Origin of the sequence: Pseudomonas sp. GV105, from assembly GCF_003058185.1 — a bacterium.
Lineage (GTDB): Bacteria > Pseudomonadota > Gammaproteobacteria > Pseudomonadales > Pseudomonadaceae > Aquipseudomonas > Aquipseudomonas veronii.
The window spans coordinates 227,522-240,224 of record NZ_QBUF01000001.1 but is presented as its reverse complement, the minus strand read 5'-3'; the positions used below and the strand labels follow the sequence as shown (position 1 = coordinate 240,224).

At 63.8% G+C, this 12,703-nt stretch carries 13 protein-coding genes; 6 read left to right on the top strand and 7 right to left on the bottom strand.

The annotated features are described in order from the left end of the window. Nucleotides 1–37 precede the first annotated feature (37 nt). Entirely contained in the window at nt 38–931 is an 894-nt protein-coding gene (locus tag C8K66_RS01095) for a DMT family transporter (RefSeq protein ID WP_057004079.1), read from the bottom strand. 109 nt (nt 932–1,040) lie between these two features. On the opposite strand from C8K66_RS01095, the gene C8K66_RS01090 reads away from it, so the two are divergent. After that, on the top strand, nt 1,041–1,481 hold the full coding sequence (locus C8K66_RS01090; protein WP_017845744.1) for an Lrp/AsnC family transcriptional regulator: 441 nt from the start codon (nt 1,041–1,043) through the stop codon (nt 1,479–1,481). Between the two features lie 102 nt (nt 1,482–1,583). Here the strand turns inward: C8K66_RS01090 and xylB are convergent, their stop codons facing one another. The 6 genes from xylB to C8K66_RS01060 form a co-directional block, all read right to left on the bottom strand. Next, on the bottom strand, nt 1,584–3,044 hold the full coding sequence (gene xylB / locus C8K66_RS01085; protein WP_104903153.1) for a xylulokinase: 1,461 nt from the start codon (nt 3,042–3,044) through the stop codon (nt 1,584–1,586). Nucleotides 3,045–3,060: 16 nt separating this feature from the next. After that, a complete protein-coding gene (locus C8K66_RS01080; RefSeq protein ID WP_108524060.1) occupies nt 3,061–4,053 on the bottom strand; it encodes a LacI family DNA-binding transcriptional regulator in 993 nt (330 codons plus the stop codon). A gap of 22 nt (nt 4,054–4,075) precedes the next feature. Then, on the bottom strand, nt 4,076–5,008 hold the full coding sequence (locus C8K66_RS01075) for an ABC transporter substrate-binding protein (RefSeq protein ID WP_057004076.1): 933 nt from the start codon (nt 5,006–5,008) through the stop codon (nt 4,076–4,078). Nucleotides 5,009–5,042: 34 nt separating this feature from the next. After that, complete coding sequence (locus tag C8K66_RS01070) at nt 5,043–6,011, bottom strand: ribose ABC transporter permease (protein WP_086005473.1); 969 nt, start codon at nt 6,009–6,011, stop codon at nt 5,043–5,045. Nucleotides 6,012–6,024: 13 nt separating this feature from the next. Further along, the gene (locus C8K66_RS01065) at nt 6,025–7,557 is read right to left on the bottom strand and encodes a sugar ABC transporter ATP-binding protein (RefSeq protein WP_108524059.1); all 1,533 of its coding nucleotides are present in this window, start codon (nt 7,555–7,557) and stop codon (nt 6,025–6,027) included. 163 nt (nt 7,558–7,720) lie between these two features. Continuing rightward, nucleotides 7,721–8,263, bottom strand: coding sequence for a cytochrome b (locus C8K66_RS01060; RefSeq protein WP_017845739.1), 543 nt, complete (start codon nt 8,261–8,263; stop codon nt 7,721–7,723). Between the two features lie 182 nt (nt 8,264–8,445). Between C8K66_RS01060 and C8K66_RS01055 the strand changes: the two genes are divergently transcribed. The 5 genes from C8K66_RS01055 to C8K66_RS01035 are packed head-to-tail and all read left to right on the top strand — an operon-like array spanning nt 8,446 to nt 12,699. Then, nucleotides 8,446–9,123: a thermostable hemolysin gene (locus C8K66_RS01055; protein ID WP_108524058.1), complete on the top strand. Its 678-nt coding sequence runs from the start codon at nt 8,446–8,448 to the stop codon at nt 9,121–9,123. After that, the gene (locus tag C8K66_RS01050; RefSeq protein WP_108524057.1) at nt 9,113–10,591 is read left to right on the top strand and encodes an AMP-binding protein; all 1,479 of its coding nucleotides are present in this window, start codon (nt 9,113–9,115) and stop codon (nt 10,589–10,591) included. Before C8K66_RS01055 ends, C8K66_RS01050 begins: the two co-directional genes overlap by 11 nt. After that, a complete protein-coding gene (locus C8K66_RS01045; RefSeq protein ID WP_046383364.1) occupies nt 10,588–11,262 on the top strand; it encodes a TenA family transcriptional regulator in 675 nt (224 codons plus the stop codon). The genes C8K66_RS01050 and C8K66_RS01045 overlap by 4 nt, the downstream gene beginning before the upstream one ends. Then, nucleotides 11,249–12,058 carry an SDR family oxidoreductase gene (locus C8K66_RS01040; protein WP_108524056.1) on the top strand — a complete coding sequence of 270 codons (810 nt, stop codon included), beginning with the start codon at nt 11,249–11,251 and terminating at the stop codon, nt 12,056–12,058. Before C8K66_RS01045 ends, C8K66_RS01040 begins: the two co-directional genes overlap by 14 nt. Continuing rightward, complete coding sequence (locus tag C8K66_RS01035) at nt 12,055–12,699, top strand: tetratricopeptide repeat protein (protein ID WP_046383362.1); 645 nt, start codon at nt 12,055–12,057, stop codon at nt 12,697–12,699. The genes C8K66_RS01040 and C8K66_RS01035 overlap by 4 nt, the downstream gene beginning before the upstream one ends. The last annotated feature ends 4 nt before the right edge of the window (nt 12,700–12,703 follow it).

The window sequence follows — 12,703 nt, the reverse complement described above, 5'->3', positions numbered from 1 at the left end:
AACCGCGGGCGCGCTGCAACGGCGCGCCCGCTCTCGATCACTGCACTTGCACCACCGCTTTGGGGCGCCACCACCAGCCCCTTTGCAACCCGGCGGCAGCCAACAGAATCGCCGCGACACCCAGCCATTGCAGCCAACCCAGGCGATGCCCGAAGGCAATCCAGTCGACCAGAATCGCCGCAATCGGGTAGATAAACGACAACGCGCCGGTGATGGCCGTCGGCAACTTCTGGATCGCCCCGTACAGCAACACATACATCAAACCGGTGTGTACCACCCCGAGCGTCAACAAGGCCGCCCAGGCGTTGTGCGCCACCGGCAGACTGTGCCACGGCACCAGCGGTGCCAGTAACAACGCACCGGTCGTAACCTGGATCAGCGCGATCAAATGCGGCGGTACTGCCTTCAGGCGCTTGATGATCAGCGCGGCAAGCGCATACAGAAACGCCGCGCCGAGGGCCAGGGCGATACCGGCCAGGTAATCGTCGCCGGTTGGCTGATTGCCATGGGCGCTGACAATCGCCAGCATCCCGAGGAATGCCACACTCAGCCACGCCAGCTTCGGCACGCTGAGCTTTTCACCGAGAAACAGCGCCGCCAGCATCACCAACATGAACGGCTGCACGTTGTACACCGCAGTGCTGATGGCGATGGACGCGCGGGAATACGATTCGAACAGCAGCAACCAGTTGCCGACAATGGCCACTCCGCTGAGCATCGCCAGGCCGAGCCCGGCCCAACTGAGCAAGTCCCGGCGCAGATACCCGAGCAGCGCGCACACCAGCAATAATGTCAGCGCCCCGATCACGCAGCGCCAGAACACCACTTCGAGCACCGATACGCCCGACACCAGTACAAACCAGCCAATGGTGCCCGAGATCAGCATGGCGGCGACCATTTCCCACGACCCGCGACGGATGGATGTATCCATGATTGAGACTCCTCAAGTGAGGCTCAATTATGGCAAGCTGGTTCGCCGCGGCTCCAGCGCCTAAAAAAGGCGAAAAGCCTCAATGACCTTTATTTATTAGGCGCACACCATGATCGACACCATCGACCAACAACTGATCGGCGCTTTGATGGACGACTCCCGGCTGTCCCTCAAGGCCCTGGCCGGCATCACCGGCCTGTCCTCGCCCAGCGTCGGCGAACGCCTGCGCCGCCTGGAAGAGCGCGGCGTGCTGACCCACTACACGGTCGACATCGACCCCAAACACTTCGGCTACCTGCTGCAAGCCATCGTGCGTATCCGTCCCCTGCCCGGCCAATTGCAGGAAGTGGAGCGGCAGATCCAGGCCATCCCCGAATTCACCGAATGCGACAAAGTCACCGGCGAGGACTGCTTCATCGCGCGCCTGCATGTACGCACCATGGACCACCTCGACAGCCTGCTGGATCGGCTCAACGTCTATGCCGAAACCAACACCGCCATCGTCAAGAAAACCCCAGTGAAGCGGCGCCTGCCACCGCTGACGGACTAACGCCGACAAACCTTAGGTGGGGATAGCAGTGGTTCAGGCACTTATGCAGTGACTGACACTCCGCTATCGGGAGCAAACTCCCTCCCACAGGGCCGGATCAAGTCAGTCGTGCAGAGCCTTGGCCGCGCCCAACAGCCCCTGAAACTTGCGATAACGCGCCTCCAGCACCGGCTGTTGCGCCACGTCCGGCACATACCGCGCCTTGACCGGCATGCCCGCCGCGAGCAACGCCGCGCCCTGCCCGATGGCCAAAAAGCCCAACTTCGCCGCGCCGATGCACGCGCTCAGTTCACTGCCGTGCAGCGTGAAGATTTCCCGCTGCAGGATGTTGGCCAGCAACTGCGCCCAATACTCACTGCGCGCGCCGCCACCCACCAGCGCACAGGCGGTGACGTCGGCGCCGCTCGATTGCACCGCGCGCAACGCGTCGAGCAGGCCAAAACCTACACCTTCCATCACCGCATACCCCAGCATCGCCGGGGTGCAGTCGTGGCCCAGGTTCATAAAGCCGCCGCGCAATAAGGGGTCGTTATGCGGGGTGCGTTCGCCGGCCAGGTACGGCAGGAACAACGGCGTGTCCAGCGGTACCGATTGGCCGATGGGTAACTGGGCCTGGACCTGATCCAACAGCGCCTGTTCATCCGGCATGCCCGTCAGGCGCGTGACCCAGCGCAAACAACTGGCGCCGGCCAGCATCGCGCCCATGGTGTACCAACGGTCGGGCAGCGCATGGCAGAAGCTGTGTACCGCGCTGGCCGGGTTGCCCGCCGCATGGTCGGTGATCGCGACAATCGCCGCGCTGGTGCCCAACGTGATGAAACCGTCGCCGGCATTGATCGCGCCGATGCCGACCGCCGCAACCGGGTTGTCGCCACCGCCGCCGGCAATCACCACCTCGGCGCGCAAACCCAGCTCGCGGGCGGTCAGACACGCGCTTGCCGCACCGCCCTCCACCAGCCTGGGCATTTGTTCCGGCGCCAGGCCGGTGGCCCGCAGCATGGGGCTGAACCATTGACGATTGGCCACGTCCAGCCACAGTGTTCCGGCCGCATCGGACATCTCGCTGACGCGCTCCCCGCTCAAGCGCAGGCGCAGGTAATCCTTGGGCGACAGCACGCAATCGATGGCCTTGAACACTTCGGGCTCATGCCGTTGCAGCCAGAGCAGTTTCGGCGCGGTCAAGCCGGCCATGGGCAAGCTGCCGGTGACGTCGGCAAACCCTGGGCCGAGCTGTGCCGCTTCGGCCACCGCGCGCGAGTCGTCCCACAGAATCGCCGGGTATAACACGCGATCGTCATCCCCCAGCAATACCGCGCCGTGCATTTGCCCAGACAGGCCGATGCACGCCACACGGGCAAACGATTCATGAGCGCGCAACACATCCAGCGCCTGCAAACAGGCTTGCCACCAGTCTTGCGGCGCCTGTTCGGACCAGCCGGCGTGCCGGCGCGAGACGCTCAAGCGCACGCCGGCCTGAGCCAGCACCGCGCCGCTGGCGTCCATCAGGATGGCTTTGAGTTCCGAGGTGCCCAGGTCGATGCCGAGGGAAACAGCAGTGTTCATACGCGAGTCATTCCAATCAATCACAGCCACAGGAGTTACGTATTTGCAGGGTCGGCTCCAGACGCACACTGCGGGTCGGCGCATCGGGTGCGGCCATGCGTTGCAGTAACAGGTTGACCGCACGAGCGCCGAGCGCCTGGACCGGCTGGGCGATCAACGTCAGACGCGGCACAAAGAAATCCGCCCAATCAAAATCATCGAAGCCCACCAGCGCCATCTGCGCCGGCACCTCGATATGTGCATCGCGCAAGGCCTGCATGGCGCCGAGGGTCATCAGGTTGTTGCCGGCCATGATCGCGGTCGGCGGCGCAGCCAGGCCCAGTAACTGCACCGTGGCCTGGCGTGCCGGTTCGGTGTTGGAGCCGCCGTTGACCAGCAGTTGCGGATCGAACGCCAGCCCCGCGGCCGCCAATGCCGCGCGGTAACCGGCCACCCGTTCATCCGTGGTGCTGAACCCCAGGCGCCCGGCGATAAAGCCGATTCGGCGATGCCCATGGGCGATCAGGTGGGCAATCAGCGCCTGGCTGGGCTGGGTATTCGCCACCCCGACCTGATCGAATTTTTCACTCATCATCCGGTCCACCAGCACCGCCGGAATCTCGCTGGCCCGTAGATACTCCAGGGCCAGCGAACCGTTCGAGGGCGCCAATACAATGCCGTCGACGCGCCGGTGATGCAGCGCCGTGACCACCCGCAGCTCCTGCTCCGGGTCGTCGTGGGTATCGACGAACAGCATCATGTAGCCGTGCTTGGCGCATTCGGTTTCGATCGCGTGTACGGTTTCGCTGAAGTAATGATTGGACAGCGCCGAGATCGCCACGCCGATGGTGTTGGTGCTCGAACGCGCCAGCGAACGCGCCAGGGTGTTGGGGATATAACCCAGTTCCTGGATCGCGCGCTGCACCGCTTGCACCGTGGCCGGGCTGACCTTGCGGGTGCCGTTCAACACATGGGACACCGTTGACGTCGACACCCCCGCTCTGCTTGCGACGTCATCCATGGTGACCACGGCGCTGTCCCCCCTCAATGACTCAGTGTTTACTCGACCAACCGCTGTACGTCGCGACGTTGTCGCGGGTGATCAGTTTGGGCGTGAGCAGCGTAACCGTTTCGGCCGGCGCCTTGTCGTTGAGAAGGTCATTGCCGATGTTCACCGCCGTCTGCGCCATGGCCCATGGGTCCTGGCTGGAGGACGCCTGGATCTGGGTGTCGGTCTTCAGCGCATTCTCGATATCCGGCGCGCCATCTACCGAGGTGATGATGATACCGCTGCGTTTAAGCTGCTTGGCCGCCAGGTCGCTGCCGATGGCCTGGGGGTCGTTGATCGCGAACAGACCGTCGATTTTCGCAAAACGCGTGAGGTAGCCCTGCATCACGTTCAGGCCGCCTTCACGCGAGCCCTTGCCGTCCTGGTCATCGGACAGCACCTTGATTTGCGGCGCAGCGGCCAAGGCGGCCTTGCAACCTTTGACGCGGTCGGTCACGGCGGTCACTTGCGGGCCGTTCTGGATAATCACGTTGCCTTTACCCGCGAGCTTGTCCACCAGGAATTGGCAGGCCAGTTTGCCGGCTTCGACGTTGTCGGTCTGGACGGTCGCGTTGACCCCCTTGGCGTCCACGTCCACCGCCACCACGACGATACCGGCGTCACGGGCTTTCTTGATCGCCGAGGCCATCGCGGAGGGGTCGACGGCGTTGATCAGAATCAGGTCGACCTTGGACGAGATGAAGTTGTCGATCTGCGAAAACTGCTTGCTCAAGTCATAGTCGGCCGACACCGACGTGACCTTGACGCCGGGGTTCAGCTCCTTGGCGCGGGCCGTGGCGCCGTCGGCCAGGGTCACGAAATACGGGTTGCCCAGCGAGCCCATGCTGATGCCCAGGGCTTTCAATTCACGCGCTTCCACGGCTTGGGACATCAGGGCAGCCAAGGCAATGACGGGGAAGATGTGTTTTAGGTTCATGTGGGTCTCTCTTGTGATTGTTGTAGGAGTGAACTCAGGTCCGCGCACCGGACTGGCGATAGCGATCCAGCGCGACCGCGCCGATGATCACGATGCCCTTGATGATGTACTGCCAGATATCCGAGACGCCCAGCAGCACCAGGCCATTGGTCAGTACCGCGATGATCAGTGCGCCGATCAGCGTGCCGCCGATGGTGCCGACGCCGCCGGTAAAGCTGGTGCCGCCGAGGATCACCGCGGCGATCGCATCCAGCTCGTAGGATTGCCCCAGTTGCAGGCCATTGGCGGCGAACAGGCGTGAAGCACTCATCACCGCGCCAAGCCCGGCCAACGCACCGGACATCGCGTAGACGAACAGCAGCACCTTCCACACCTTGATCCCGGAAAGCCGCGCCGCTTCCGGGTTGCCGCCCACCGAATAGATCTGCACGCCCATCACCGTGCGCCGCAGGATGAACCACGACAACGCAACCACCGCGACCGCGATCACCACCAACCACGGCACGCCGAGGATCGAGTCATTGCCGATAAAGGCAAACGGCAGGTCGGGGTTGAACACGGTCTTGTCGTCGGCCAGCAAACGCGCCAGGCCGCGCATGGCGGTCAGCGCGCCGAGGGTGACGATAAACGGCGGCAAGCGCATGAACGCGATCAACCCACCGTTGACCAGGCCCAGCAACAGGCCAAAGCCAATCCCGGCGGCAATCCCGAACATGCCGAACTGCGGCGACATCGAGGCCTGCAACGCCACCACGGCGGACGCTGCGAGGATCGCACCGACGGACAGGTCGATGCCGGCAGTGAGGATCACAAAGGTCATGCCCGCCGCCAGCACCACGTTGACCGAGGCCTGTTGCGTGATGATCGACAGGTTCTGCACCGTCAGGAAGTTTTCGCTGGCCAGGGCAAAGCCCACCAGCAGCAGGACCAGCACTGGCAGCATGCCGACGCTGCGCATCAGTTCCCTGAGCCGCTCGGCCTTGCCGATTGGCGGGAGGGTCATTGTGTTGTTCGAATCAGCCATGGGCAGCCACCTGATCGCCACCGGTGGCGAGGTCAATAATACGTTCCTGGGAAATGACGTGGCCCGAAGCCCCGCCGACTTCGGCCACCAACTGGCCTTCGCGCATGATCAGCACGCGGTCGCAGGTGCCGATGATTTCCGGCAACTCGCTGGAAATCACCACGACGCCTACACCGGCCTGCGCCAGTTGATTGATGATGCGGTAGATCTCGGATTTGGAGCCGATGTCCACGCCGCGCGTGGGTTCGTCGAGGATCAGCACATGCGGCTTGACCTCCAGCAGCCGCGCCAACAAGACCTTTTGCTGATTGCCGCCGGACAACGCGCCGACGTTGACCTTGCCCGACGCCACGCGAATCGACAGCGACTTGATCGCATCCTGCGAGCGTTGCGCGGCATGCCGTCGATTGAGCACGCCACCGGCATGGGCGTCCGGCACACAGGCGCAGACATTGATGTTGTCGGCCACGCTCATGTCCAGGAACAGGCCCTGGGCCTTGCGGTCTTCGGTGAGGTACACCACGCCGGCGCGGATCGCGTCGGCCGGGGTGCGCAGTTGGGTGACGGTCTTGCCCACCACTTCCAGGGTGCCGCCGGTGCGCGGGTCGGCGCCGAAGATCAGCCGCGCCAGTTCGGTGCGCCCTGCCCCCACCAGGCCGGCGATGCCCAGCACTTCGCCGGCATGCAGGTCGAAGCTGCAGTTGCGCACGCGTTTGCCATCGGCCATGTCGCGCACGCGCATCACCACCGCGCCAGGGTCATAGGCCGCGTGTTCCTTCTTGTAGAAACCGGAGAGGTCGCGGCCGACCATCATCTTCACCAATACCTCGGCCGACAGCGCGTCGCGAGTCAGTTCGCCGATGTACTGGCCGTCGCGCAGCACCGAAACCCGGTCCGACAGTTCGTAGATCTCAGCCATGCGATGGCTGATATAGATGATCGCCAGGCCCTGGCTGCGCAGCTGTTTGATCAGCGCGAACAGGCGGTCGGTCTCGCGCGACGAGAGCGGCGTGGTGGGCTCGTCCATGACCAGGATCTTGGCGTGGGCATGCAGGGCGCGGGCGATTTCCACCAATTGGCGTTCGGCAATCGACAGGCTGCTGACCCGCGTTGCCGCGGTGAACTCGGCGCCCAGGCGTTGCAGCACTTCCACGCAACCGGCCTGCATGCCCTGGCGGTCGATGGTCCAGCCACGGCGCAGTTCACGGCCCAGGTAGATGTTCTCGGCCACGCTCAGGTTCGGGCACAGGCTCAGTTCCTGATAGATCACGGCGATGCCGAGGGCTTTGGCGGTGGCGGGGTCGAACGTGGCGACAGGCTGGCCGGCGATGCGGATGGTGCCGCCCGGGTCGGCCTGGTAAGCGCCGGAGAGGATTTTCATCAGGGTGGATTTGCCGGCGCCGTTCTCCCCCATCAAGGCGTGGATTTCGCCGGGGTAGACTTTCAGGCTGACATTCTTGAGCACGCGCAAACCGTTGAAGGTTTTGCTGATGCCCTGCATTTCAAGCAAGGGTTCGAGGCTCATGACTGAGCTCCTGAATTTATTATTTTTGTATTCGCGCTCCTTGGATCAGAGCCGATCACCACCGACTCTAATCAGATAGATTTGCTTACGCAAGCGCTTGCGTAGCCCGTTTGTCGCTTGATGAAACGTTTCATCAAGCGACTTAACCGCAACCTCAGCGTTCTTAACGTTTTGGCAGCATGCGCAGCAAGGTGTTGTCCCGCACCCAATAGTGGTGGAACAAACCGGCGGCGGCGTGCAGGCCGATCAGCCAATAACCGGCGCTGCCCAACCATTCATGCCAGTGCTTGAACTGCCTGGCCAGGTCGGGGTCCGCTGCGACCAGGGTCGGCAAGGAAAACTCGAAATACGGCACCGGTTTGCCTGCGGCGTTGAGCATCAGCCAGGCCAGTAGCGGCGTGACGATCATCAGGCCGTACAACGCCAGGTGCATCAGGTGCGACATGCCCGTCTGCCAGGCCGGCGGGCGCGGCACGATCGGTGGGCGCGGCGTCAGGCGCCCGAGCAGGCGCAGCCAGACCAGCAGGAAAATCCCGATACCGAACAGCGCATGGGCGCCGAGGAACAGCCCCTTGAGTGCGTGCCCGCGGGGCAACAGACCTTTGATTTCGATGCAACCGTACACGCCGACAAACAACGCCAGCATCAACCAGTGCAGAATCATCGACAGCCTTGAGTAGCGCGCTGTCATCAGGTTTTCGCTCATAGAAAAGGCACCTTGTGCAGGGGGTGGGGCCGAACCCGGCCTTGATAAAGTCGCGATCACCCTGCCCGGCTAGTCTTAAGACAATCTGAAGATCGCTGAAACGATCATTTTCAGCACCTTCAGACTTCGTTAAGAAACGCCCTCGATACTCCTCCCAACTTCACTTGGGAGGCATAACGCCAATGCCCGGTATCGATTGGAAGATCCCCCTGCCCCTGCTGTTCGGCCAAGCCGACAGCGCATCGCTGTGCCTTTCCCGAGCACTGCCCCAAGACCCTCAACGCCCGGCCTTCGAAGCCTTCATCCAGCAGCGCTTTCGGATTGCCCACGGTGCCGATATCCGTCATTTCATGCCGCAGCTGTTTGGCGTCAGCCAGGCCAACGGTGAACTCTGCGCCGTCGCCGGGGTACGCCTGGCGAGCGCCGAGCCGTTGTTCCTGGAGCGCTACCTCGACCATCCGATCGAGCCGCTGATCAGCGCCGCCGCCGCGCAACCGGTAGACCGCCGGGCCATCGCCGAAGTCGGCAACCTGGCCGCCAGCGACACCGGCAGTGCGCGCCTGAGCATCATCGCCATCACCTGGTTGTTGGCGATGGGCGGCCTGGAGTGGGTGGCGTTCACCGGCAATATCGGCCTGGTCAACAGTTTCCATCGCCTCGGCCTGAAGCCCGTCACCCTGTGCGCCGCCGACCCGCAGCGCCTGGGCGATGAGCGCCATCACTGGGGCAGTTATTACGAAAGCCAACCCTGGGTGCATGTCGGCAATATCCGCGCCGGCTTCATCCATCTGCGCAACATGGGCCTGTTCTCGCGCCTGGGGTTGCCGACCACGATTGAGGATGCTAGCCATGTCGCCTGAAACCCGCCGTTTCCACGCTGTTCTTCGCGGCTATGCCGAACGCAATGACGGCGCCGTCGCCCTGTGGGGCGACACCTTGAAGATGGATTACACCGCGCTGTTCGCCGAGGTGACCGCTCGACAGGAACGCCTGCGCGATGAAGGCGTGAAGGTGGTGGCGCTGGCCCTGGACAATGGCATCGAGGCCATGCTGTGGGACCTGGCGATCCTGTTCGAAGGCTTGACCTGCCTGACCCTGCCGCCGTTCTTCAGCCCGACCCAACGCGCCCACTGCCTGGAACAGAGCCACGCCGAGCGCGTGATCGCCGAGCCCTACCTGGACGCCGAATTGCACGCTGGCGGTTACCGCAAAACCGGTGACTTCTGGTGCCGCGCGTTCGACGGCCGCCCTTCAATGCCCCTGGGCACGGCCAAGGTGACCTTTACCTCCGGCACCACCGGCACGCCCAAAGGCGTGTGCCTGAGCGCCGACAGCGTACTGCGGGTGGCCCGCGAGTTGTACCAGGCCAGCCATGCCAGCGACCCGCGCCATCACCTGTCATTATTGCCGCTTGCCATCCTGCTCGAGAACCTGGGTTGCTACGCCGCGCTGTATGCCGGCGCCACCTTGAGCCTACCCAGCCAGAAGAGCCTGGGCATCCAGGGCGCCAGTGCGGTAGACGCCGCGCAATTGCTCGGTTGCCTGGCGGTGCGCCAACCCCATAGCCTGATCCTGGTTCCGCAGTTGCTACTGATGCTGGTCATTGCCGCCGAGCAGAAAGCCTTCAATCCGCAAGGCCTGCGCTTTGCCGCGGTGGGCGGTGCGCGGGTCTCCAAGGCCTTGCTGCTGCGCGCGCAGCACTTGGGCGTGCCGGTGTTCGAAGGTTACGGCCTGTCGGAATGCGCCTCGGTGGTGTGCCTCAACCGACCCGGCGCCCAGCGCGCCGGCAGTGTTGGCCAGCCGCTGCCCCATGTGGAGATCCGCCTCGCCGAAGACAACGAGGTGCTGATCAAAGGCTCGACCTTGCTCGGCTATCTGGGCCAGCCCGAACAGCCCGAACAATGGTGGCCCAGCGGTGATCTGGGCGCGTTCGACGACGACGGTTTTCTCTACCTCAAAGGCCGCAAGAAGCATCAGTTCGTCACCAGTTACGGGCGCAACGTCAACCCGGACTGGGTCGAGGCCGAACTGACCCAGGGCGGCGCCATCGCCCAGGCCTTCGTCTACGGCGAAGCCCTGCCGCAGAACCACGCGCTGCTGTGGCCTCATCGCGCCGACTGCACCGACGCCCAACTGGCCGCCGCCGTGGCCCTGGCCAACAGCGGCCTGCCCGACTACGCACAGGTGCATTGCTGGACGCGCCTGGAAGAACCGTTCACCGCCGCCAACGGCTTGCTCACCGCCAACGGCCGGCCACGGCGTGACGCCATCGTCGCGCGTTATCAATCCCAACTTGCCCCTGCACTCAACGAGGAAACTTCATCGTGAACTTTTTCGACACCCTGCAAGACGCTACCCAACAAGAACGCCAGGCCCTGTTCAGCCTGCCGATCATCCGTGATGCACTGGAAGGCAAGGTCAGCCTGGAGAGCTACCGTGAATTCCTCGCCCAGGCCTACTACCACGTGCGCCACACCGTGCCGTTGATGATGGCCTGCGGTGCGCGCCTGCCCTCGCGCCTGGAGTGGTTGCGCAAGGCAGTCAGCGACTACATCGAGGATGAATATGGCCATGAGCAATGGGTGCTCGATGACATCGAGGCCTGTGGCGGCGACCGCGACGCGGTACGTGACGGACGCCCGGGCTTGCCCATCGAGTTGATGGTCAGCTACCTCTACGACCTGATCGCCCGTGACAATCCGGTCGGCCTGTTCGGCATGGTCAATGTACTGGAAGGCACCAGCATCGCCCTGGCCACCCACGCCGCCGGCAGCATCCGCGATCACCTGCAACTGCCGGAGACGGCGTTCAGCTACCTGAGCTCCCACGGTGCCCTGGACATCGGGCACATGGAAACGTACCGCCGCTTGATGAACAGCCTGGACGACCCCGAAGACCAGGCCGCCGTGATCCGCGCCTCCAAAGTCGTGTACGCGCTGTACACCGACATGTTCCGCAACCTGCCGCGTAGCGGGGAGGCTCCCCATGCGCCTGTCTGAAGCCCGTGTGGTGCTGACCGGCGCCAGCGGTGGCATTGGCCTGGCGATTGCCTCTGCACTGTGTGCCAGTGGCGCACACGTGCTGGCCGTGGCGCGTCATCGCGAACCGCTGGAAGCCTTGTTGGCGCAATACCCGGAACAACTGTGCTGGGTCGGCGCCGACCTGACCTTCCTCAACGACCGGCGCAAGGTGCTGGCCGCCGCGCAAGCCATCGGCGGCGTCAACCTGCTGATCAACGCAGCCGGGATCAACCACTTCGCCATGCTGGAACAGCTCGACGAAAACGAGATCAACGGCATGCTCGCGTTGAACATCACCGCGCCGATCTGCCTGACCAAGCTGCTGCTGCCCATGCTCAAGCAAGCCGCGAGCGCGATGGTGGTGAACGTCGGCTCCACTTACGGCTCCATCGGTTACCCCGGCTATGCCACCTACTGCGCGACCAAGTTCGCCTTGCGCGGGTTTTCCGAAGCCCTGCGCCGGGAACTGGCCGATACGCGGGTCGGCGTGTTGTACGTCGCGCCGCGTGCCACCCATACGCGCATGAACAGCCCCGCGGCGCAAGCCTTGAACGATGCGCTCAAATCCAACGTCGACGACCCGCACAGCGTGGCCGCCGCGGTGATCAAAGCGATTGCCAACGACCGCCGCGACCTTTACCTGGGCTGGCCGGAGCGCTTTTTTGTGCGCCTCAACAGCCTGCTGCCGAACCTGGTCGACCGAGGCTTGCGCAAACAACTGCCGCTGGTCCGCCGCCTCAGCGATAAACCCGTGAAAAAGGATCTGAACCCATGAAACGCCTCATCGCCGCGCTGCTGCTCACCGCCCTGAGCCCACTCACCTGGGCGCTGGACAGCGCCGACCAGCAACGCCTGACCGAGATCCAGACACGCTGGGCCCATATTCAATACAACTTGCCCGAGGAACAGCGCACCAAGGCCTTTGAGCAACTCGCCGCCCAGGCGACAGCCTTCACCCAGGCGCGCCCTCAAGCGGCCGAGGCCTGGATCTGGTCCGGCATCGTCAGCAGCAGCTGGGCCGGTGCCCAGGGCGGGCTTGGCGCGTTGAGCAAGGTCAAGGCGGCCAAGGTCGACCTGGAAAAAGCCCTCGCCCTCGACCCCAAGGCCCTGCAAGGCTCGGCCTATACCAGCCTCGCCGCATTGTATGATCGGGTTCCCGGCTGGCCGATCGGCTTTGGCGATGCCGACAAGGCTGACCAGTTACTCAAACAGGCCTTGCAACTGAACCCGACGGGCATAGATAGTCTGTATTTCTGGGGGGACCACCTGTACCGGCAGAAACGCTACAGCGAAGCCCGCGAGGCCCTGCAAAAAGCCTTGCTCGCCGCTCCACGGCCGGGCCGGGAAACCGCCGATGCCGGACGGCGCAAAGAGATCGAAAGCGTGCTGGCCGACATCAACAAAAAACTCAACTGACAGG